This window comes from Photobacterium minamisatsumaniensis (assembly GCF_050336695.1).
Classification (GTDB): Bacteria; Pseudomonadota; Gammaproteobacteria; order Enterobacterales; family Vibrionaceae; genus Photobacterium; species Photobacterium minamisatsumaniensis.
On record NZ_JAKJSI010000021.1, the window covers coordinates 78,355 to 98,848 of the forward strand.

The 20,494-nt window shown below is 43.6% G+C and carries 20 protein-coding genes; 16 read left to right on the forward strand and 4 right to left on the reverse strand.

Annotated features, from left to right (window positions below):
- Positions 1 to 7 precede the first annotated feature (7 nt).
- The 3 genes from L4D78_RS11765 to L4D78_RS11775 are packed head-to-tail and all read left to right on the forward strand — an operon-like array spanning position 8 to position 2,713.
- Entirely contained in the window at positions 8 to 919 is a 912-nt protein-coding gene (locus L4D78_RS11765) for an HlyD family secretion protein (protein WP_428467153.1), read from the forward strand.
- Positions 920 to 930: 11 nt separating this feature from the next.
- Positions 931 to 1,602: a potassium channel family protein gene (locus L4D78_RS11770; RefSeq protein ID WP_428467096.1), complete on the forward strand. Its 672-nt coding sequence runs from the start codon at positions 931 to 933 to the stop codon at positions 1,600 to 1,602.
- Complete coding sequence (locus tag L4D78_RS11775) at positions 1,595 to 2,713, forward strand: AI-2E family transporter (protein WP_428467154.1); 1,119 nt, start codon at positions 1,595 to 1,597, stop codon at positions 2,711 to 2,713. Before L4D78_RS11770 ends, L4D78_RS11775 begins: the two co-directional genes overlap by 8 nt.
- A gap of 197 nt (positions 2,714 to 2,910) precedes the next feature.
- On the opposite strand, the gene L4D78_RS11780 is transcribed toward L4D78_RS11775, so the two are convergent.
- From L4D78_RS11780 to L4D78_RS11795, 4 genes are all read right to left on the reverse strand, one after another.
- Positions 2,911 to 4,290 carry an MATE family efflux transporter gene (locus L4D78_RS11780; protein ID WP_428467097.1) on the reverse strand — a complete coding sequence of 460 codons (1,380 nt, stop codon included), beginning with the start codon at positions 4,288 to 4,290 and terminating at the stop codon, positions 2,911 to 2,913.
- A gap of 42 nt (positions 4,291 to 4,332) precedes the next feature.
- Positions 4,333 to 4,593 carry a hypothetical protein gene (locus tag L4D78_RS11785; RefSeq protein WP_428467098.1) on the reverse strand — a complete coding sequence of 87 codons (261 nt, stop codon included), beginning with the start codon at positions 4,591 to 4,593 and terminating at the stop codon, positions 4,333 to 4,335.
- 152 nt (positions 4,594 to 4,745) lie between these two features.
- On the reverse strand, positions 4,746 to 5,684 hold the full coding sequence (locus L4D78_RS11790; RefSeq protein ID WP_428467099.1) for a 2-dehydropantoate 2-reductase: 939 nt from the start codon (positions 5,682 to 5,684) through the stop codon (positions 4,746 to 4,748).
- Positions 5,685 to 5,788: 104 nt separating this feature from the next.
- Positions 5,789 to 6,379 (reverse strand): TetR/AcrR family transcriptional regulator, encoded by a 591-nt coding sequence (locus L4D78_RS11795; RefSeq protein WP_428467100.1) that lies wholly within the window; start codon positions 6,377 to 6,379, stop codon positions 5,789 to 5,791.
- A gap of 156 nt (positions 6,380 to 6,535) precedes the next feature.
- On the opposite strand from L4D78_RS11795, the gene L4D78_RS11800 reads away from it, so the two are divergent.
- The 13 genes from L4D78_RS11800 (at position 6,536) to tssC (ending at position 20,481) form a co-directional block, all read left to right on the forward strand.
- On the forward strand, positions 6,536 to 7,423 hold the full coding sequence (locus L4D78_RS11800; RefSeq protein WP_428467101.1) for a DMT family transporter: 888 nt from the start codon (positions 6,536 to 6,538) through the stop codon (positions 7,421 to 7,423).
- Positions 7,424 to 7,442: 19 nt separating this feature from the next.
- Positions 7,443 to 7,862, forward strand: coding sequence for a tRNA (N6-threonylcarbamoyladenosine(37)-N6)-methyltransferase TrmO (gene tsaA, locus L4D78_RS11805; RefSeq protein WP_428467102.1), 420 nt, complete (start codon positions 7,443 to 7,445; stop codon positions 7,860 to 7,862).
- Between the two features lie 766 nt (positions 7,863 to 8,628).
- A complete protein-coding gene (locus L4D78_RS11810) occupies positions 8,629 to 9,351 on the forward strand; it encodes a hypothetical protein (RefSeq protein WP_428467103.1) in 723 nt (240 codons plus the stop codon).
- On the forward strand, positions 9,348 to 11,468 hold the full coding sequence (locus L4D78_RS11815; protein WP_428467104.1) for an MFS transporter: 2,121 nt from the start codon (positions 9,348 to 9,350) through the stop codon (positions 11,466 to 11,468). The genes L4D78_RS11810 and L4D78_RS11815 overlap by 4 nt, the downstream gene beginning before the upstream one ends.
- Positions 11,465 to 12,538, forward strand: coding sequence for an ABC transporter substrate binding protein (locus L4D78_RS11820; RefSeq protein ID WP_428467105.1), 1,074 nt, complete (start codon positions 11,465 to 11,467; stop codon positions 12,536 to 12,538). The genes L4D78_RS11815 and L4D78_RS11820 overlap by 4 nt, the downstream gene beginning before the upstream one ends.
- A complete protein-coding gene (locus L4D78_RS11825; protein WP_428467106.1) occupies positions 12,538 to 14,601 on the forward strand; it encodes a type VI secretion system Vgr family protein in 2,064 nt (687 codons plus the stop codon). Before L4D78_RS11820 ends, L4D78_RS11825 begins: the two co-directional genes overlap by 1 nt.
- 2 nt (positions 14,602 to 14,603) lie before the next feature.
- Complete coding sequence (locus L4D78_RS11830) at positions 14,604 to 15,182, forward strand: DUF6931 family protein (RefSeq protein WP_428467107.1); 579 nt, start codon at positions 14,604 to 14,606, stop codon at positions 15,180 to 15,182.
- Positions 15,182 to 15,481, forward strand: a complete 300-nt coding sequence (locus L4D78_RS11835; protein ID WP_428467108.1) for a PAAR domain-containing protein — start codon at positions 15,182 to 15,184, stop codon at positions 15,479 to 15,481. Before L4D78_RS11830 ends, L4D78_RS11835 begins: the two co-directional genes overlap by 1 nt.
- 30 nt (positions 15,482 to 15,511) lie before the next feature.
- Positions 15,512 to 16,561 (forward strand): hypothetical protein, encoded by a 1,050-nt coding sequence (locus L4D78_RS11840; protein WP_428467109.1) that lies wholly within the window; start codon positions 15,512 to 15,514, stop codon positions 16,559 to 16,561.
- 18 nt (positions 16,562 to 16,579) lie between these two features.
- Positions 16,580 to 17,899 carry a type VI secretion system protein TssA gene (locus L4D78_RS11845; protein WP_428467110.1) on the forward strand — a complete coding sequence of 440 codons (1,320 nt, stop codon included), beginning with the start codon at positions 16,580 to 16,582 and terminating at the stop codon, positions 17,897 to 17,899.
- Positions 17,900 to 17,951: 52 nt separating this feature from the next.
- Positions 17,952 to 18,476: an Hcp family type VI secretion system effector gene (locus L4D78_RS11850; RefSeq protein ID WP_428467111.1), complete on the forward strand. Its 525-nt coding sequence runs from the start codon at positions 17,952 to 17,954 to the stop codon at positions 18,474 to 18,476.
- 23 nt (positions 18,477 to 18,499) lie between these two features.
- On the forward strand, positions 18,500 to 19,006 hold the full coding sequence (gene tssB / locus L4D78_RS11855; protein WP_428467112.1) for a type VI secretion system contractile sheath small subunit: 507 nt from the start codon (positions 18,500 to 18,502) through the stop codon (positions 19,004 to 19,006).
- Entirely contained in the window at positions 19,003 to 20,481 is a 1,479-nt protein-coding gene (gene tssC / locus L4D78_RS11860; RefSeq protein ID WP_428467113.1) for a type VI secretion system contractile sheath large subunit, read from the forward strand. The genes tssB and tssC overlap by 4 nt, the downstream gene beginning before the upstream one ends.
- Positions 20,482 to 20,494 lie beyond the last annotated feature (13 nt).

Below are 20,494 nucleotides of genomic sequence, written 5' to 3' on the forward strand. Positions count from 1 at the left end.
GAAGAAAATAAAGAAGCTATTCGTAGTTGCACTTAATTTATGTGTCATTGCGGGTGCCTTATATATCGGTTATCAGAAGTTTGAAGAGTACTTTGATAATCCATGGACACGAAACGGGCAAGTGAGGGCGAATATAGTCAAAATTGCGCCACGTGTATCTGGCCCAATTGTGTATGTAGCAGTGAAAGATAACCAGTTTGTTCGTAAAGGCGATCTACTCTTTCAGATAGATCCAAGTACTTATGAGGTCTCTTTATCGCAGGCAGAAGCGTCATTAGAACGAGCAAAAATCAGTTCTCGTGGTAAGAAAATCGAATATGACCGCTTGCTAGATATTCAAGCTAAAGACCGAGGTGCTGTTTCCCATAAAGATATTACACGGCGTCAAATTGCCTACGAAGAGTCGTTGATTCAAATTAAAGTTGCACAGCAGAAACTTCGAGGTGCAAAGCTGAATATGGCGTTTACTCAAATATTTGCGTCAGTTGATGGTTATGTATCAAATATTGATATTCAAGAAGGCACACAAGCTGTTGCCAACCAGCCATTACTGGCACTGGTTGATGTGAATAGCTTTTGGGTCTTTGGCTATTTTAGAGAGAACCAGCTGGCGAATATTAACATTGGTGATGAAGCGAGGGTGACTTTAATGGCTTATCCCGAACAACCAGTCGATGCGGTCGTTGATTCACTCGGCTGGGGGATAGCACCGAAAGATGGGGCAGTTGGCTATAATTTATTACCTAATGTAAATCCTGTATTTCAATGGATCAGATTAGCGCAACGGATACCTGTAAGGATCTCATTAAGTCAGTTACCTGAAGGAGTTAGCCTTCGTTTTGGTATGACGGCATCTATCATGGTGCTGCAAGATGAAGAAGACAGCCATTCACCAGATACAGCAGGTACGAATAGATAGGGGGGAGCATCATGGGAAGAAAAATCACATCACAGAATAATTTTTATTACTTAACTTTATCATTGATTATTTTGTTGGTGAGTTCATCGCTTGAGCTTGTTCTCAAATCTGGGTGGCTTGAAATTGTTTTTCAAGCTATTACCGCGACCACTTTTTTGGTGTGTTTACTCAGCCTGCGGTTTGATACTGGGTGGTATCGGTTCTTAATGATGTTACTCGTACTATGGGTTGCCGTTAGTATATTAAAGAGTTTTTTCGAGCTTTATAATACTGATCTGTTTATGTTGATTTTGATGTTCAGTTTTTTCTTTGGCACGTTTAAATCTATCATGCGCCAAATCTTATTAACGGGTTCTATCGACAATAATAAAGTAGTGGGTTCACTGGCTCTATTTTTATTATTGGGGTTGATGTGGGCCATTATTTATTTGTTTGTACTGGAATTTTCACCCAATGCTTTTACCGGCATTGAGTATAAAGCATGGGGGGAGAATTTCGCCAATGCTGCTTATTTTAGTTTTGTTACTTTAACTACCTTAGGGTATGGCGACATGAGCCCTGTATCACCGGTAGCCCAAGTAATTGTATACCTAGAAGCCATTGCTGGTGTTTTTTATATGGCTATTGTTGTTGCGAGTTTGGTTGGTGCTAGCCAAAGTAATCAGGATAAAAATGATGAATGAACAACTTGAAAGAAACAAAAGTAGTATTTTCGTCAATAACATGGTCGAGTCAGCAATTCGCATTGGCTTATTGTTTGCGTTGATTGTTTGGACTTACGACATAATCAAACCCTTTATTATTCCTGTTTTGTGGGGGGCAATAATTGCGGTTGCATTAATGCCGCTAACCATGAAGCTCGAACGAATGCTTAACGGGAAGCGGGGACTGGCAGCAACAATACTGGCACTTCTTGGCGTCGGTATTTTAATTGTGCCAATAGTTGTGGTGTCAGGATCATTGTATGACGGTGGCGTTGCGGTTACAGCGATGCTGCAAGAAGGCTCAGTGGCGATACCAAGACCAACTGAGCGGATTGCCAATATTCCGGTGGTTGGCGACAAGTTGTTTGAAGTTTGGACACTATTTGCGACCAACCTTGAACATGCTGTTGCGAAATTTTTACCGGAGATAAAAGCGGGTATAGGGACATTTGCTGGATGGTTAGGGGGTAGTTTAGCCACTATTGTGATGTTTATTATCTCACTACTTATTGCAGCTGGTTTTATGGCGCACTCCGATTCGATGGCGGCAGCTGTTAAAACCGTTTCCATCAGAGTAGTTGGTAAACACGGCGAAGAGTGGGCGAGCTTAACGGCTGCTACCATACGTAGTGTCTTACTTGGTGTTGTGGGTGTTGCCTTTATTCAGTCGGTATTAATTGGTGCCGCGATGTTTGTGTTTGAAGTGCCTGCAGCAGCAGGGATAACGCTTCTTGTTTTTATCTTGGCTATCGCTCAATTACCTGCATTGCTAGTGGTTTTACCTGTCATTCTTTATATGTATTCCGCACAAGATACGACATCAGCAACCATTTTTACCATTTGGGTGTTATTGGCGGCCCTGTCGGATAATATACTAAAACCCATGCTAATGGGCCGGGGGGTATCCATTCCAATGCCTGTTATCTTAATTGGTGCGATTGGGGGAATGATTTCTGCTGGGATCATCGGTTTGTTCTTGGGGGCAGTTATCTTAGCTATTTGGTATGAGCTGTTTACCGCCTGGCTTAAGATATCACCAGAAGCGGATAAGAAAGAAGCAGACCTACAGCCAGAGCCTGACAAGGAATAAAAGCGGAAGCAAATTATTGAATCTGTATGGTTCTATCAAACGGGTATACATGATAACTATTAATTTATAGTTATCATGTATTTCGTCTTTTCGAAGGATGGAAAACCGTGTCAGGTACACTGTAAGACCCAAGGTGTAGGTGATGGGCATTTAGGGCTCAGCAGTTAGGGGATGTGATGAACGCTTCTATTACGCGGTCACTCTTCAACCAGATTACGTATCCATTTCCGGCTTCTAAAACGCTGTACGGATGCATACCATTTAAAGAGTGTTTCTAGGAAAAACATAGCAAACACCCATTCAGGAGTGAAGCCAAGTAAAAAGGCGCCAATCGCGGTTAACGGAATACCAAATGCCCACTGTGTAAGCATGTCTTGGTATAAGCAAAATTTCACATCACCTCCGGCTCGTAGAACGCCGACAACCAGTGTTGTTGGGACAGAACGTAAAACGATGCCGATACAAAGAATGGCAAAAAATTGTTCAGCTAATTCTCGGGTGTCAGCCGTGATAGCTGAAAACTGATCAAGGATTGCGGTTTGGTTAAGGTATAAGGTGCAAGAGACTATAACCGTTACTGTTACGGCTATAGCGATGAAAATGATGGCTTGATAATATGCCGCGGTATAATTTTTTGCACCAAGCTGGTTGCCGATTAATACAGAAGAGGCATTCGCAACACCAACAAGAAAACTGAGTGACATTGCCTCTATTGGCGTTATAACAGAGAGCGCAACTAAGCCTTGTGTTCCGGTACTACCCATAATGGCATGGTAAGCAAATAGTCCTGCAGACCAGAGCAAGAAATTGAATGTCGTTGGGATTGAAAGCTTAAGAAAACGTATTATTTTGCGGCTTTGACAGGCTGATAGGCCTGTTGTAAAACTAAAAAGCAATAAATGACGTTTGAAATATAGATAAAGTAGTAAGCACGCCATTTCGACTATGCTACTTATGAGCGTTGCAATCGCGGCCCCTTTAATTCCCAATTCAGGGAGCCCAAACTTACCAAAGATTAAGAGCCAGTTCAGAAGAATATTGGTCGAAATGCTAATACCACTAAAAAAAGTACAAACGCCTGGTTGCTGCATAGAACGTAAGCTTGCTGATAGGCTACTTACAATAGCGGCGAAGAGTAAACTAAATGATGTAATTACAAGGTATTGGCTACCAAGGGTAATGACGTCTTTAGAATGCGTGGCTAGCCCCATTATTTGATTCGCGAATAAATTGAACACCAAGATGGTGGTCAAGGCTGCGATCAGCGTGAATAATAGGCTGAGTGTCGTACTTTCTTGTAGCCCTTTGTTATCTTTGGCTCCCCAGTATTGAGCGGTTAATAAGCCGCCACCAGTTGTAATACCTATCAACATAATGGTTGCGACAAACAATATTTTACTGGCGACCCCTACGGCAGCGATATCGGTTTCGGTTAGCTGGCCTAACATCATGACATCAACCAATCCTTTACTAGAAAACATAATGTTCTGTAAGGTAATTGGTAAGGCTATGGTGAGTATTTTCTTAAGGAAGTCACCTCGGGTGTGGTTATAAATATTACTCAACACAGCTTGCATTCAGTGCACTCTTTTTATTATTAATTGTTAGTATATTAGTGGCTACTTGACGCGCATGATCCGGTGCTCGGTATCAATCAGTTCCAAAAAAATGATTTCAGAACGCTGTAGTTTATCGACTTGGGCAACCATCTCATCAGAATAGTACTGCTCTTTCATCCACTGCATTGGTTCAGTGAAGGAATCTTCATTGATGATTAATGACTCGTCTTTGAAATGCCCATCAGTGATTTGAATAACCCAAATTCTAGATTTGAATTCAATAGCTTTTTTTAATACGTTTAAGATTTTATCTGCGAGCATTTATATGAACTTCCTTTCTCACTTTTATATTTTATGAGTCAAATTAAGTTGCGGGGTCAATATAACGCAAAGCGTTCGTTATTTGAACGCTATTGCATGTCATACGGTTAAAGAATGAAAGTAAATGTTACGGTGTTATCATTCATGCCAATTTAATTGATGAGCACTTTGGAAAGCTGATTAACACAACATAGTTGCTGGTACAGAGCTTCGGTTTTAGGCATCTCGATGTTATGGCGTCGAGCCATATCAAGTGCGTTTTTATACATGTATTGTAATTCGAGTTCGCGGCCATTGCGCTTGTCTAGCAACATGCTGGTAAGGTAAGGCTTCATTTTAGCTGTGTTCGATAGCATGGTCTCAATCAGCTCTATCTCTAATTCTGTGCCACTTGTTTGCGCCGCATCTTTGACTTCAAGCATGATTGCTTTTGCCAGATCAACTATTTCAGGGCATTGCATCATTTGCGCAGTGTCGGTATCTAATACAGCAGATAGGCCATTAAAAGGTGTATTCCACAGCAGTTTTTTCCAGCGAGCACAGAGGATCTTATCTTCCACATCAACTTCTACACCGCTTTGACTAAAGTCTTCAGCAAGCTGCTTCAATGCAGGCAAGCCTGTTTCGCCATACATGCCTAAGGTAAGTCTACCGTAATCGAGGTGGTGAATATGACCCGGTCCTAGTTTGTTTGAGCAAATAAAACACAGCCCACCGCCAACATAAGGTAAATCGAGCTGCTTGGCTAACTCTTGTTCGGCACCAATACCGTTTTGCAGTAGTACAACCAGCGTATTTGATTTTAATAGGGGGCGAATCAGTGAAGGTAGCAGGTGATTTTGAGTCGTTTTCATCGCGACTAGAACAACATCGACAGTTGGCATTTGGTTACTGGTTTGATAAGCATTGAGCCTATCGGCAGAAATCGAAAAGTCGCCATAGTGTGAATCAACCTTTAAACCATGTTGGCTGACATGATCATAGTCACTGTTGAAGAGAAAATGAACATTGCTCCCACCGTGGTGTAATCGTGCACCATAATATCCGCCAATAGCACCAGTACCTATCACTGCGTATGTTTTGCGATCCATCTGCTTTACCTCCTTGTTATTAACTGTTTAGTTAATGTACATGATTTTAGGTGAAGGCAGCTATGTTTCTATTTGAAATTTAAACGCTTCTAGTAATACCGAGACTAAGATGCTGATATTGCCACAAGTAAAAAGGCTGTGGCTTGCTCGGCATGATGATCAATCTTTGTCTGATTAGGTTTTTCCAATTCCATAAGCACTTCATCCCGTAGAGATAGCAGCATACCGATCCAGAAACGAATGGGTGTTTCGGCTTCTTTAAGTTTCAGGCGTTCAGTAAAGAATAAAGATAGCTTTTCATGTGTCTCATTGGACCCTACTGACTTGAAGCTATCCAAAATTTCTGGGGCTTTAGTGCTTTCTGCAATTAATAAACGATATGTCGCTATATGCTCTTCAGATAAATGGAAGGCAATAAATTCTTTAGCGAAGCCTGTTAACGCTGCGCGCGTATCAGGATTTTCTAGATGCTCTAGATAGCTCTCATCAAACTGTTCACCAATTTTACGCAATGTTGCTTGGAACAGGTCGATTTTAGACGGGAAATAACGATAAACAGTTTGTTTAGTCATCTGCGCTTGAGCGGAAATTTTGTCCATGTTTGCTAGAACATAACCGTCAGATAAAAAAACATCTTGTGCACTAGCTAAAATCGCTCTTCTTTTTTTCTCTTTATTTTGTTCGATTTTGCTCATTTTTAGGTCCTCACAAATCAACATCATACTATACGGTATGGTTTTTGCGAGGGCAACGTAAAACTAAAATCATACTTCAAAGTATGATTTTAGTTGACATGGTCGGCGCGATAATAAATCATACCCGCAAGTATGATTTATTATCAGGATATATTTATGACAGCGACAATATTAAGCGCCATCACAAAGAAAGGGGCTCGAACAGTAGGCTTTATGATTACTTTGCTCGGTGCTTTGCTCATGAGCTTTGATCCCATATTTATACGCTTATCAGGTGTAAGTGGGTTTGACACCGCGTTTCTATTTGGCTTGTTTACCGCTATCTCGATGCCGATATGCATTCAGTTAAGAGATGAACGAGGCTTGGTAGGCGCAGTAAAAGAAAGCGGTTGGCAGGTGCTTATTTCAGGTCTGCTTATGCTAGGTAGTGCTGCTGGCCTTGTTTTGAGCATTAGCCATACCTCTATTGCGAATACGTTTGTGATTCTTAGTGCTTCACCTGCTCTAGCTGCTGTATTTAGTTGGATGTTTTTAGGGGAGGTGACAAAGCGCTCAACTTGGCTTGCGATAGCTTCTGTAATGGTGGGCATAGCGATTGTAGTTTCAGGATCATTTAAGTCGGGTAACTTATTAGGCGACGGCTTAGCATTGTTTGCTGTTTTTTGCTTGTCTCTAAATCAAACCCAGTTGCGCAAGTATCAGAATGTAAGCCGGATGGCGAGCGTTGGCTTTGGTGGCTTATTCTTGGCAATTTCGATGTTCTTTATCGCCACTCCGTCGGAGTATGGCGTAAATACATGGCTAATTATGGGTGTGATGGGGTTGTTTACAGCACCTTTCGGACGAGTGTTGTCACAAGTTGCTACCCGCTATATCACTGCACCAGAGGTAGGCATGATCCTGATGATAGAAACAGTACTCGCATCTGTTTGGGCTTATACCTTCTTTGATGAAATACCGCCAGCCGCGAGCATTATCGGCGGGTTGATCATTCTTATCACAATCTTTATCTATGTGCTTTCCATGATGAAAGACGAACAGTAATTTATACAGGAATAGAATAATGACAGCAGAACTTAAATTTATTGGGTTTATTAATACACCATTTAAAAAAATCAAAGATTGCCCGAACAACATTCAATTAGATGGAAACTTATGTGACATCACATTATATGATGAATATAAAGACGGGTTATTAGGATTAGTGACAGGGCAACATATTTTGATTCTATATTGGCTTGGGTGCAGCGATAACAAGGCTGATATAAAAAATGCTTGCGTACAAAAGACTTGCAAATCGGTGATGAAGGGGACTTTTGCGTTACGTTCACCCCTGCGTCCAAACCCTATCGGTGCGGCAGTATTACCTATTGAGAAGCTAGAAGGCGGTAAGATAACAGTACGAGGACTAGACTGTTTGGATAAAACGAAACTTATTGATATTAAACCTGCTATTTATCATGAAGTTGAAAATGGAAAGTAAGCTAAAAGGTGCATTCACTCATCTGTCTGATGGGCGATAATAATTCAGCGCAGAACTTTGCACCTTAATCAGTTTTCTGGCAAAAAAAACCTTCACTGAAAACCAGTGAAGGTAATGGTGCGTTGAAAGTTAGCTTAAGTTCCCTTAAACCAATAACAGCATGGAAGTTATAACCCTAAAGGCTAATGCCTTGTGAGATGAGATAGGAATAATAATCGAACACATTCGTGAAGAATAGATAATATTCATCATCTTATTGGGTGTTTATGACGGTGAAAGTTCACTGGCGTATATCCACAAATGTTCACTATTTATTAAAACTTCCTTTGAGTATGGTGATTCTATAAATTAAATATAAAGCTATAAGATTTACGAATTTATAAATTTGATAAGAGATGTATATCTTGGTGCAATGATGTTTTTAACTGCTTTTGATTTAACTTTTATACTAACTAGATGCCGGTTATAGGTGCTTCATTAATATAACTAGGTTATCTGTAAGGTTATTTTATATTTTTGTTAATAGTCAATAATATAAAAAAAACAAAGTTGATTTTATGTTTTTAGAATGAAGATCAGATTTCTCACATTAAGATTCTCGCTTGCACATTTTTTTCGTATTCCCTGCATATTATTTGATTAGCGGTAATGTCATATGTAGGAGTTATGGCCAATGAAGGCATTTTTTGAGGTACATTTGCGTTTAGTACTCACTGTTTGGGTGATATTACTATTCGTACTTGGTCTTTTGTACCTTATGAACTACATGAAATTTGATAGCTTAATGTCCCAAGTTGTTTCGTCAAAACTTGAGGTGATTTCGTCTTCACTAGAGACGTCTATAAAGCGTGTTGAACGGTTAGGCATTCCACTCCAATCGGCAAGTAATTTAAAAGAGAATTTCGAACGAGCGCGTCAAAGAGAAGCTAACGTACAGGCGATTATATTAATAGATAAAAAAGGCAATGTGGTTATTCAATCTACAGCTGATGCGAAAGTAACGCAGCGTTTACCAGAGGAGGTTGTTCGACGGGCGTTGAAGTCAAATGAGACAAGCTGGGTGCTTAGCCATGAAACGATGTTATTCAGTGGGCTCCAAATTAAAGATGGTTTCGATAAATCAGCGGGAAGTATTGTTATTGAGTATGACAAATCGGCATTGTTTGGTGTGTATGCCGCAGTACAGCTGCATTTACTGGAAGCAACCGTTGTTATTTTTCTTGCTACTGCTTTTATCGTGTTAATAGCAATACGCTTTGGGTTTGGGGATGTTACGAATGTCATCAAACTTATTCATGGCTACTCATCAAAAGATTTTAAAAAACTAGAGCAAGTACCCAATGGAGAAATGACTAAAAACTTTGCTGAGCAGATCAAGCAAAGTGAAAAAATGAAAACCTATGTTGCTGAAGAAATTGAAAAAATTCAAAGCATGACGCGTCATAAAAAAAATGATGAAAAAGAACCCTTGAAAGAGGTAAGCCCATGAGCCAAGTAAAAAGCTTGGCCAGCTTTATTAATAGCCGCTTGATACTTATTACCATTTTGAGTGCTTTGTTTGCGTCCACATTAAGTGCTCTTTACACACTGGCTGAATTCAATTTCTCTGTAAAACCAGAATTGTTGAAAAAAGCCAATGTTATTGCGCAAATAGTGCATGACGATGTTGATCTAGCCGTTAATGCGGGGGTACCTTTTGAACAGATCCGTGGGATGGATCGTTATCTTGAAGATGTGCTATCAAAATATCCAGAGCTGACTTTTGTTGCAGTCACCAAAGGTGACAATGCTCTCTATCAGGCGGGAACTGTATCCGATCTAAATAGACTTGATACCAAAGCTTTTGAGGTGGTTTCATCACATTATCTTAATGCATCTTTTATCGAGCGGGTTAGCGTTGTAATAAATGAGCTACCTCATCTTTTTCCATCTCTTTTCTCAGATGATTTACCCAAGGGCGATGTATTCCGGCTAGCACTTAATGAAAGTAATAATCTAGATGGTAGTGTCTTTGTCGGTTTGAGCTCAATGTATATCCAGTCCCAGCTAATGGATATTTTCTTTGATATTGCAATTGTACTTGTCGCAGTACTTTTAGTTTGTTTCGAGGTCGTCATGGTTGTGGTGATGATCTATATCTCTGGGCCACTAGAAGAATCAGAATCTATTTTAAAACGGCAGATAGAGGGCGATTTTTCAGTTAATGAAAAGGCAGCAGTGCGTGGGACGATAGGACTGTTTTCAGAGAGGTTGAACCGCGACTCCAGACAGCTACAAAGCAAATTTAGCGCGTTATTTGGTTACCTTAGTGACAGTAAGCAGGACGCTTCGGGCGTAAAACGCCGTATTAAAGAGGTGGCAGATAAGTTTCAGCTACAGAATAAGCTACAGGTGAAAAAAGGGGATATTGTCGATGCTCGTATACCTCTGTTTGTTTTCTCATTTGGTGAAGAGCTGCAAAAATCATTTATGCCGCTGTTTGTCGCTGAATTTTATGAGCCATCATCGTGGATCTCGCAAGATGTAATGCTCGGCTTACCCATTTCTGTCTTTATGCTTGTTATCGCAGTATTTACGCCCTTTGCGGCAAAGCTGGTTGAGCGATGGGGGCAAAAAAGGCTGTTCATATTGGGGCTGATCCCGGCAATTGCTGGCTACTTAGGGTGTGCATTCGCAACGAATAGTTTAGACATTGTTATTTCACGAGGTGTTACAGCGCTGGGGTATGCGGTGATAACCATCAGTTGCCAGAGCTATATCGCAGCGGTTGTGACCTCTGAAAATCGCGCGAAAGGGATGTCGATATTTGTGGGAGTCCTTATGACGGCAACCATGTGCGGCACTGCGCTAGGGGGTATTATTGCAGACCGTATTGGCTATCAACCTGTATTCTTTATTTCGGCAGTATTAGCGGCCTTTGCCGGGCTATTGGCTTGGAGGATGTTCTCAGGTGAGTTGGATTCCACCAGTAATAAGCCGATGGCTAAAAAAGGTGGCTTACGCTTGTTAGCGCGTAACATCCGTTTTATTGCCATTATTGTGTGCTGCGCCATTCCGGCCAAAATTGTGTTAACTGGGTTTCTCTATTTTATGGTACCGATTTATCTGGTATCGCTAGATGCAAGCCAATCTGAAATTGGCCGCATTATGATGATTTACTCTTTGGTTATCATCCCGCTAAGCCCGATAGCGTCTGGTATTGCAGATAAAACACAGAAAACCCGTGAACTTATTGTGCTCGGTACCGTATTGTCAGGTGCAATATTGTTGTCGCTCTATGGTGAAGCTTCACTTTTCAAAATCATATTAGCGGTCACTTTAATGGGTATCGCGCACTCTATTCTAAAAGCACCGCTCATTGCTTGTGCGCTGGAAGCGTCTGAAGCAACGCCAGAAGTTGGTAGAACTGAGGTGTTGGGTATTCTTCGAACGGCGGAACGCATCGGTAGTGTTTTAGGCCCCATCACCGTTGCTTCATTGTTAGTCGTGGGCGACTTTGGTTTGGCGATGGCTGCTGTTGGCGCAGGCATTATTATTAGCGGCTTGCTGATGTTTGTCTTTCTGAAAATACCTGCCAGACGATCGGTACAGGAGGCGCAAATATGAAGCAACTATTTATAACAGTAGTGCTGTGTTTGAGCATGACACCGATGGCGAGCACGGCAACCGTAACATCATCAATAGCAGCAAATAGCAAAACGGTTTATATGGTGGTGTGGCGCGGCTGTGAAGAAGCGTGTCAGGGCTTTAAAGATTATCTAACAAGCAATGAATACCCCGTCGAGGTCATCGTTCGTGATGCGGGGCGTGATCGTTCAACATTGGATTTCTTCTTAGATGAAGCAAAATTAATTTCACCGGATTTGGTTGTGACGTGGGGAACCAGAGTTACGAAGGCGTTAATTGGTACCCGCACTGAATATGGCTCAGAAACGAAGCTGGGTCAGATCCCATCATTGTTTATGATTGTGGCCGATCCTCTGGGCGCCGATATTATCGCAGAGAAGAATAAGACGGGGCGGCCAAATGTCGCAGGGATCCGTAACCGAGTCAGTGAAGATGTACAAATAAGGGCAATGCGTGAATACCTTCACGTTAATAAAATCGGGGTTGTTTACTCAAACGCCGAACTCAATTCAGTATTAAATACACAGAAACTAAAAGCTCTCGCACCCGAGATGGAATTTGAGATTGTTGAGGCGCTATATGCCCTTGACGAAGCCGGTAAGCCTGTCCCCAATCAATTCGAAGCCAAAATTAGCGAGCTAGCAACGGCAGGGGTCGATGTCGTCTATGTCGGCTCAAGCTCTTACAACTTGGCAAATAGTGATCGTTTTACTCAAGCAGCCATTAAACATGGCCTACCTGTAGCAAGCGCATACGACGCAATGGTGACAGATTCGTCGGCACTAATTTCGGTTTCAAATAAGTATTACCGCGTTGGGCAGCTTGCCGCAAATCAGGCGGTGAAAATACTCTTCGAGGGTATGACCCCTGGTGAGCTTCCAATTGCGGAGCTAAGCCGCTATTCCATGTCGATCAATATGGCTGTTGCTCGCCAGATGTCCTTGTTCCCACCGATACAGCTGATGCGATTTGCGAATCTGGTAAATATCGAAACTTCGATAAATCAAAACACAGCCAATGAGAAAGGTAACTCGAGAGGTAGCCAATAATGAATGAGCTATTGGATGTGCAAGGAAGTTTCCTGGTTATCAAAGATGCGAGTAGTAATGAGTTTGTCGCCTCTGATTTAATGGTAAAGGAAGTATTGAGTGGTAATTACCAGTGCAGTGTCGATGTTTTGGTTTCAAAGTCAGATCCAGCTAGCTGGATAGGCGAGGCGCTTACCTGCAATGTATATAACGTATTGGGTGATAGTCGAAGTAGTATACGTGAGTTTCAGGGCGTTGTTGTTAAAGCACAAGCACAGTCTCAACGAGTCGACTCCAGCTACTACAGTATCAAGTTAACATTTCAGCCTTGGCTATACCTGTTGCAATACTCTCGGCAGTGCCGGGTTTTTCAAGAAGAAACCACGCAAAATATTGTCACATCGATTTTTGATGAGCTGGGTTTCAAAGGGTGCTATAGCGTGAAAAGCATGCCTTCGACAAAGCGTGAATATTGTGTCCAATTTAACGAGTCCGATTTTGATTTTGTCACGCGATTATTAGCTGAAGAGGGCGTACATTTTTACTTTGGTAAAGATAAGAATGCAGAAACCCTTTATCTGCAACAAGCCTCAAAATCCTTTTCAAAGGATGACTCAGTAATGCTGGATTATGCATCGGCACCAACTGGTGATAATGACATCATCGACAGTTGGCAGCGAGAACATTCCTTTCACAGCGCCTCGCTAGAGATTGCCGGCTACGACTATAACCAGTCCAAGCTTATCACCAGTAAAACTAAAAAAAGCAAATACACAATTTCTGGGAATACCAAGCTTACAGATTACCGTTACCCAGCAGCAAGCCTGGCTGGTACATATACCGATTTATCGTCTTCGTTAGGTGATATTCAGCGAGGACAGCAAGACTCTAAATACCACTGTGCCTATGCAAAGACGGCTTCGCCAGATGTGTGTGTTGGTCACTATCTGAAGCTGGTCTCACACAGTCAAAGTGGTGAAGAAGGGTACTACCTAGTGTCAGAAGTCAGTTATGTCTTTAGTGCCAAAGGGGCGAACAATGTCAATGTTCAATCTGATTTCATCTGTATTCCTGAAGACCAAGACTACTACCCGCCACTCAAAGAAAAGCCGACGCTACACGGTTTGCAATCAGCTGTTGTTGCTGGCAGTACCGAAGGGGAGCCAGCGAGTGATACTTCCGCAAGAGTCAGAATAAAATTTCATTGGGATGCCGAGACCGGCGATAAAACCAGCTGCTGGGTGAGGGTTGCACAGGGAATGGCTGGTAGCAGCTACGGGATGCAGTTCTTGCCTAGGGCTGGGCAGGAGGTATTGGTCAGCTTTATCAATGGCGACCCCGACCAGCCTATCGTTGTCTCTAGTGTGTACAACAGTGGCAACAAGCCGCCTTATCCAACCGCAAATACGTCACAAAGCGGTGTAAAAACCAAGCTTGCGGGTGAATCTAATGAACTCCGATTCGATGACAAAAAAGACAATGAGTCTTTTTATCTACACGCCGCAAAAGACTTCAGTAGTGATGTTGTAAACGATCACCAAGAAACTGTTGGTGGTGAAATGACCTTATCGGTGACCAAAAATATTGCGCAAAGTGTCGAGCAGTCTTATTCACTGACCGCTAAAGAAGACGTTGCGGTGACCTCCAGTAAGTCGTACAGCTTGAAGGCTGATGACGCGATAACCGAGCAGGGTAAGTCTATTACGATAACAGGATCAGACTCTCTCACACTCAAGGTTGGAGATAGCAAGATTGTTATGAGCAGCAGCAAGATAGAGCTTTCTAGTAGCCAAATATCCATTGCTGGTGACTCTAAAGTATCTATTGAAGGAGGAAGCTTGAGCCAGTCAGGTAGCTCAGTGAGTATTGCTTCCGATGGGTCATTAAGTGCCAAGGCGGGTAGCTCTATGTCATTGCAAGCCAATAGCAGTTTTACAGCCAAGGCAACCAGTAGTGCGACTATTAAAGGATTGAATGCCACCTTGCAGGGCGATGTTGGTGCAACGGTGAAAGGAAGCGCTAAGGCAGAAGTTAGCTCTAGCGGTCAAACGGCCGTTAAAGGCGGCATAGTGATGGTGAACTAGCGATGAAAAAAATCCCTTATAGCAATTCAGCTCCCATTTTTGCCCACTTCGAGCTTTCTGAAGAGGCTGAGCAATTCGTCGAAAAAGAAGCTGCGCCAATAGACGTGATTGAACAACTTAAAGAGGCTAAGTGCTTCATCGAACTGGCCAACTTTTTCGCTCATGCTTTACCCGTGAGAGAAGCTATCTGGTGGTGTGTCCATGCATTAAAAGTACGCCAACAAGAATGGACTGCAGCAGAGTTACGCTTGATTGACGACTGTATGCTCTGGGTGCGAGATCCGAATGAAGCCATACGACGATCAATTGAGCAGCAAATATCAAAGCTTGATGATAACAGAGCGCCAAAGTGGCTTGGGCAATCCGTTTTTTGGAGTGGCACCGGCAGTATCGCACCGGCAGATAACCCGGTCGTGATGCCTGTAGAGCACCTTTATGCAAAAGCGGTGGCGGGAGCGGTGAATACGGCCGCCGTACTACCTGAATGGAATGATTACCAAACATATTATCAGCGTGTTTTTAGTATTGCTCTGGATCTAGCAAATGGTGGTTCAGGCACTTCAACCAGAGGGAATGATTAATGCCTTGCGCTGCCCGATTGACGGATATGCATACTTGCCCAATGCAAACACCTGGTACACCACCGATACCGCATGTCGGCGGCCCAGTTGTTGGCCCCGGTGCTGCGACAGTCCTAATTTGCTGCATGCCAGCGGCAAAAATGGGCGACTCATTAGTTTGTGTTGGTCCGCCAGACAGCATTGCCAAAGGGAGTTCGACGGTGCTGATCAATAACACGCCAGCCGCGAGGATGGGGGATACCACGAGTCATGGAGGATCAATCATTATTGGTGCTCCAACGGTGCAGATTGGTGGTTAATTAGGAACGAAAAGCTTAGTGGAGAGAGCTATGCCGACTTATACGCGTGGAGACATCATTTCGCAAACGACCTTTTGGAGTACCTACCATAAGCGAGAGCAGATTGAAGAACTGGTCGAGCAGGCAAAGGTAGCGAATAAAGAGCTTCAGAAATTTATGCAGGCGCTGACTAAAAACGTTAAAAACGAAAGTGGTAAGCCCATAAAGTATTCGCGGGGACCGATTAAAACGCGTGAGCGTATTGCCGAAAAATGTGGCATTACCAAGTGGGATGATCCAAGCACCGATAGAACATCAGGGGCAAAAACACCCCTTGAGGTAAAGGACATTGCCCGGGCAACCATTGTATTTAGCACTATTGCTCAAATGATGGCGTTTCGTAATTACATCTACAAATCCCCAAATTATCAAAATATAAAGGACAAACAATCACCTGCAGTGAAAGATCTCTGGACCAAAGGCGTCGAAGATCAGTACAAGGATGTGAAATTTTTCCTTGAGGTAAACATTGAATTTACTGGAAGGGTAACTAACCGCGCCCCTGAAAAGCGCACTATTCCTCACATTGTTGAGTTGCAGCTCAATGTCTCACAAATGGCGAGAGGCAAAAGTTACGGCCATGCCTTTTACAACCTTTCTCGCTTGGCGAAGCTTGATGGCAAAGACCGGTTTATTTGGGATAACCCTAGCTGTGTTATCACGGTGCCCGGGGCCAAGAAAGGCAATGTAGGTAATAAATTACGTACCGCAATCGTGATGTGCCGCAGTATGGCCTTGGGTGATCAAGACGTCTTATTAGCGACAAATATATTGTCAAAATTGCTGACTAATAACCTTCGGTTACTCGATAAACGAGTCACGGGTAAGAAGGTTGAGCATAACGTTTACGAAAACGGGACGACCCCATTGGTGATCCGGTGTGGTCCTTATGACTACAAACAAGCAGGTAGTCAGGACTCAGGGCCTGCACAGGCTTGGGCGATTTCTTATCTGTCGAGCTTTATCTGGGGCAACTTTACCGCTTTTCAGCGTAAACCCGGAGTGACTGGGACGTCTGCGAACTGGTTTGCAGAGCACTAGAAAAGGAACTCGGAAACCATGTTTGATGAATTGCTTCAGCCTATTTCAGAAGAGCAGCCCGGGGGCGAATATCTTAAGGATAATCGCGTGCTGTACCGCTCGTATCGTAATGCATTCAATGTTGCTCAGTCGTCGTTCCGGCAGTTAATTGAGACCCCTGAAGCACTGGAAAATGCCGAAACAGTGAATGCAAATAATGAAAACTGGACTCAGCTTGCATCTGAATGTCGAAGCTGCTTATCAGAGCATTCAAAAGACGTCGAAATTTTGTCTTGGTACACCGTCTCTCAACTCTTTACCAGCGATCCAATCAACAACTTGGCCAATGCGCTTTCTGCTTTTGATCAGGTCGTGAACCAATACTGGGATACGTTGCAACCCATATTGCCGGAAAAAAAACGCAGAGGGGCAACAGAGGCAGATCAAACTAAAGAGGTTACCGAGCATAGGGTGAAGCCACTGCTGCAGTTGGTCGGAGATACTGCTGAAAGTGGCCTGCTTTACATGCCATTACAGATGATCCCATTGGTGGGGGATATTGATTTTGGTCGCTTTTTTGCCGCAGAGAAAACAGGCAATTTATCAGCGCTTAAACAGGCCGCGTCAGAATACTTCAGTACTGAGCAAGCAGATATTGAATCAAAAATTGTAGCGCTAGGAAAGGTGCTCGATTCAATGACTGTGCTTGAGCAAAGCATTGCAAAAAAATGCACCGCTGCTGGTGTAAGTAGTGTGAGCTTTCGATTTGTTAAAGAGTCTATTGAACGACTGATTAATGCGGTGCAATTTTTGGTTGGGGAACAGTTTTCTCAATGGCCTTTGGATGTTGGCAGTGTTCAGCCTGAAGTACAAGGCATGAAAGCTGGCACCGTAGATCAGCCACCTGTTGTTCTAGCTGTTTCAGACACAAGGCAAGAAGGGGGCAGGACGCCTGAAAGGCAACAAGCCGCTCAACCTGCGGCTATCGGTACACACACTCTGGCTTCGCGTGATCAGGCTTTGGCAGAGTTGCAAAAAATTGCGGACTACTTTCAGCAAACAGAGCCTCATAGCCCGATTTACTTGCTGTTAAAGCGGGCAATACGCTGGGGGGGCATGTCACTACCAGAGCTTCTTCAAGAGCTGGTGGGCGATCAAGACTCTGTGAACCAGAGGATCCAGCAACTAGCAGGGCTGGAAAGCGCCGAGCACCAAGCAACATTGGCGCCTGCTAGCGCTCCGTTAAACGAAGTTCAAGCGTCATCAGCCGTTTCGATGCCACTTGATGAACCAACTCAGAATTCAAGAACGACAAGCAATAGCCCTGATAGCGATGGTTTGTCTGAGATTGAATGGTAATCAAATCTTTTATTTTTTATGCATCACCATTGTAAATAAAGAGGGATAAGAAATGGCTTCTATTTTTATGCGAATCGATGGACTGAATGATATTAAAGGTGCAGCAACCGTGGGCGATATTGGAGGTAAAAAAGGCTTTTTTGCCCTCGATACCATGAGCTGGGGGGCTAACCGAGGTGTGAACGTTGATGTTGGTAATGCCAATAATGCCGACAAAGGCATGGTCTCTTTGGATGCGATTAATGTCACTCGTGTATCTGATGGTGCATCTCCTCATTTAACAACGTTTTTATTTGCCCCAGGCACTGAAGGTAAAACGGTTGAGATCCTGTTAACCAAACCATCGCGTGATGGTGCTGGTGCCGACCCGTATTTGGTTATGACCTTAGAGAAGGCGCGTATTGCTGGATACAACATAAATGGCTCTGATGGCAACCTGCCAGCAGAAGACTTTAGTTTGACGTACACCACGCTGACTAAGGTGTATTACCAAGAGGGGGATGGCGGCAAGATAGAGAAAGGGGACACCGTAAAGTTTGACTGTACTACAGGTAAGTTAGAGTCGAAAGCAAGCTAATTTAGATAGAAAGGAGATACAACGTGGCCTTAAATTCCCAGCATAAACGTGTCAGTAAAAATCGGGTAAGTATTACCTATGACGTTGAAACAAATGGTGCCGTTGAAACGAAGGAGCTACCGTTTGTTGTTGGTGTTATTGGCGATTTTTCCGCACACAAGGAAGATCGTAAAGAGCTTGAAGACCGAACATTCTATCAAATAGACAAAGACAATTTCGACACAGTACTTAACCGTGTCGGTCCTGAATTAAAACTGAAAGTCGATAATACCCTCGCAGACGATGACAGTCAGTTTGAGGCTGCTTTGTCCTTCACTTCCATGAAAGATTTCGAACCTGATTCACTGATAGAGCAAGTTGATCCACTGAGAAAGTTGGCGGAAACAAGGCAGCAACTTAAAACACTGCTGTCAAAGGCAGATCGCTCTCGTGACTTAGAGAAGCTGCTGAAGGAGGTCCTGCAAAGCGCGGATCAGATCAATGCACTATCCAGTGAGCTGGGTATAGAGGCAAAAGGGGAAGAGTCATGAGTGCTGAATTAGAAACACAAGCGGCGGCTGAAGCAGAAGCGGGCTCTGTTAGCTTATTGGATCGCGCCATTTCAGCTACCACCCAAACACCGGCTGATACAACCAAGGATCTATTCTCAGTTCTTACCGAGCAAGCGCTGAGCGGTACGGTAACTTGGGATAAAAACGTCACCAAAACCATCGAGAATGCAATTGCAGAAATTGACAAACAAATGTCATGTCAACTCTCTGAGATCATGCAACAAGACGAGTTTCGTCAATTAGAAGGCTCTTGGCGCGGGCTCAACAAGTTAGTCCGTGAAAGCGACACTGGCCAATCACTTAAGATCAAATTGGTCGACTTTAATAAAGATGAACTGCTGGATCAGTTCGAAGATGCCCCCGCAGTTGATCGCAGTCCACTATTCGATGCGTTATATCAGAAAGAGTTTGGCACCGCTGGTGGTGAGCCTTATGGCGCATTGATTGGTGACTACCACTTCTCCCATAAAGATGAAGATGTCGCCCTGTTGCGTTATATGGGTGAAACCGCCGCCGCAAGCCATGCCCCATTTATTTCTGCTGCTAACCCTCAAATGTTTGAACTGGATAGCTTTGAGACGTTTAACGAAGGTAAACCGGTAGCCGCAGGTTTTGACTCTCCGGCATACGCTTCTTGGAATGCGTTCCGAGAAAGTGATGATGCGCGTTATGTTGTACTGACACTGCCGCAGACGCTTGCTCGCCTACCGTATGGTGATAAGGGGTTAGGAACGAACTCATTCGCTTATGAGGAGCTAGCGACAGATAGCGATGGTAATCCAAAACCAAGCGATAACTCTCAGTTAGTTTGGTCAAACGCCGCCTACGAGCTTGGTTTGAAGATGACCCAATCGCATACGGCCTTTGGCTGGTGTACGGCAATTCGAGGGCTAGACAACGGGGGCAAGGTCGAGAATTTGCCTAACCTGACGTTTAAATCCCTTGCAGGGGATTTGCAGCAACAGTGCCCGATTGAAGTTAACTTGACCGATGAACGGGAAAAAGAGCTGAGCGATCTTGGCATGCTGCCATTGGTTCATTATAAAAATGCCAATTACGGGGTGTTTATCGGTAGCCAGACAGCCCAGAAGCCGAAGACCTATACGGATCCCGATGCGACGAGTAATGCCGCTATTTCGGCACGCTTATCATACATCATGGCAAGTAGCCGTATTGCCCACTACCTGAAAGTAATGGGACGCGACATGCTGGGCTCAAACCTTGAAGCCAATGATATTCAAAAGCAGCTCCAGACTTGGATTGACCAATATACCAATTCAGGTGCAGTTGGGAATACTGAGCGCTCCAAGACGCCTCTGTGTGAATCTCAAATTCAGGTGGTTGAGCAACCCGGACGGCCAGGCTCGTATTCTGCGATAGCGCATTTACGCCCTTGGTTGCAGATGGAAGAGCTGACGACGTCTGTTCGTATGGTCGCCAAAATACCGGGTTAGTAACCTGTGGTTA

Excerpts from the sequence above, each read along its gene's own strand:
- L4D78_RS11785 (WP_428467098.1), bottom strand. The coding sequence starts at position 4,593 with ATGCTCGCAGATAAAATCTTAAACGTATTAAAAAAAGCTATTGAATTC.
- L4D78_RS11780 (WP_428467097.1), bottom strand. The coding sequence starts at position 4,290 with ATGCAAGCTGTGTTGAGTAATATTTATAACCACACCCGAGGTGACTTC.
- L4D78_RS11845 (WP_428467110.1), top strand. The coding sequence starts at position 16,580 with ATGTTTGATGAATTGCTTCAGCCTATTTCAGAAGAGCAGCCCGGGGGC.
- tsaA (WP_428467102.1), top strand. The coding sequence starts at position 7,443 with ATGACAGCAGAACTTAAATTTATTGGGTTTATTAATACACCATTTAAA.
- L4D78_RS11775 (WP_428467154.1), top strand. The coding sequence starts at position 1,595 with ATGAATGAACAACTTGAAAGAAACAAAAGTAGTATTTTCGTCAATAAC.
- L4D78_RS11800 (WP_428467101.1), top strand. The coding sequence starts at position 6,536 with ATGACAGCGACAATATTAAGCGCCATCACAAAGAAAGGGGCTCGAACA.
- L4D78_RS11790 (WP_428467099.1), bottom strand. The coding sequence starts at position 5,684 with ATGGATCGCAAAACATACGCAGTGATAGGTACTGGTGCTATTGGCGGA.
- tssC (WP_428467113.1), top strand. The coding sequence starts at position 19,003 with ATGAGTGCTGAATTAGAAACACAAGCGGCGGCTGAAGCAGAAGCGGGC.
- L4D78_RS11795 (WP_428467100.1), bottom strand. The coding sequence starts at position 6,379 with ATGAGCAAAATCGAACAAAATAAAGAGAAAAAAAGAAGAGCGATTTTA.
- L4D78_RS11815 (WP_428467104.1), top strand. The coding sequence starts at position 9,348 with ATGAGCCAAGTAAAAAGCTTGGCCAGCTTTATTAATAGCCGCTTGATA.
- L4D78_RS11840 (WP_428467109.1), top strand. The coding sequence starts at position 15,512 with ATGCCGACTTATACGCGTGGAGACATCATTTCGCAAACGACCTTTTGG.
- L4D78_RS11820 (WP_428467105.1), top strand. The coding sequence starts at position 11,465 with ATGAAGCAACTATTTATAACAGTAGTGCTGTGTTTGAGCATGACACCG.
- L4D78_RS11825 (WP_428467106.1), top strand. The coding sequence starts at position 12,538 with ATGAATGAGCTATTGGATGTGCAAGGAAGTTTCCTGGTTATCAAAGAT.
- L4D78_RS11810 (WP_428467103.1), top strand. The coding sequence starts at position 8,629 with ATGAAATTTGATAGCTTAATGTCCCAAGTTGTTTCGTCAAAACTTGAG.
- L4D78_RS11830 (WP_428467107.1), top strand. The coding sequence starts at position 14,604 with ATGAAAAAAATCCCTTATAGCAATTCAGCTCCCATTTTTGCCCACTTC.
- L4D78_RS11770 (WP_428467096.1), top strand. The coding sequence starts at position 931 with ATGGGAAGAAAAATCACATCACAGAATAATTTTTATTACTTAACTTTA.
- L4D78_RS11850 (WP_428467111.1), top strand. The coding sequence starts at position 17,952 with ATGGCTTCTATTTTTATGCGAATCGATGGACTGAATGATATTAAAGGT.
- L4D78_RS11835 (WP_428467108.1), top strand. The coding sequence starts at position 15,182 with ATGCCTTGCGCTGCCCGATTGACGGATATGCATACTTGCCCAATGCAA.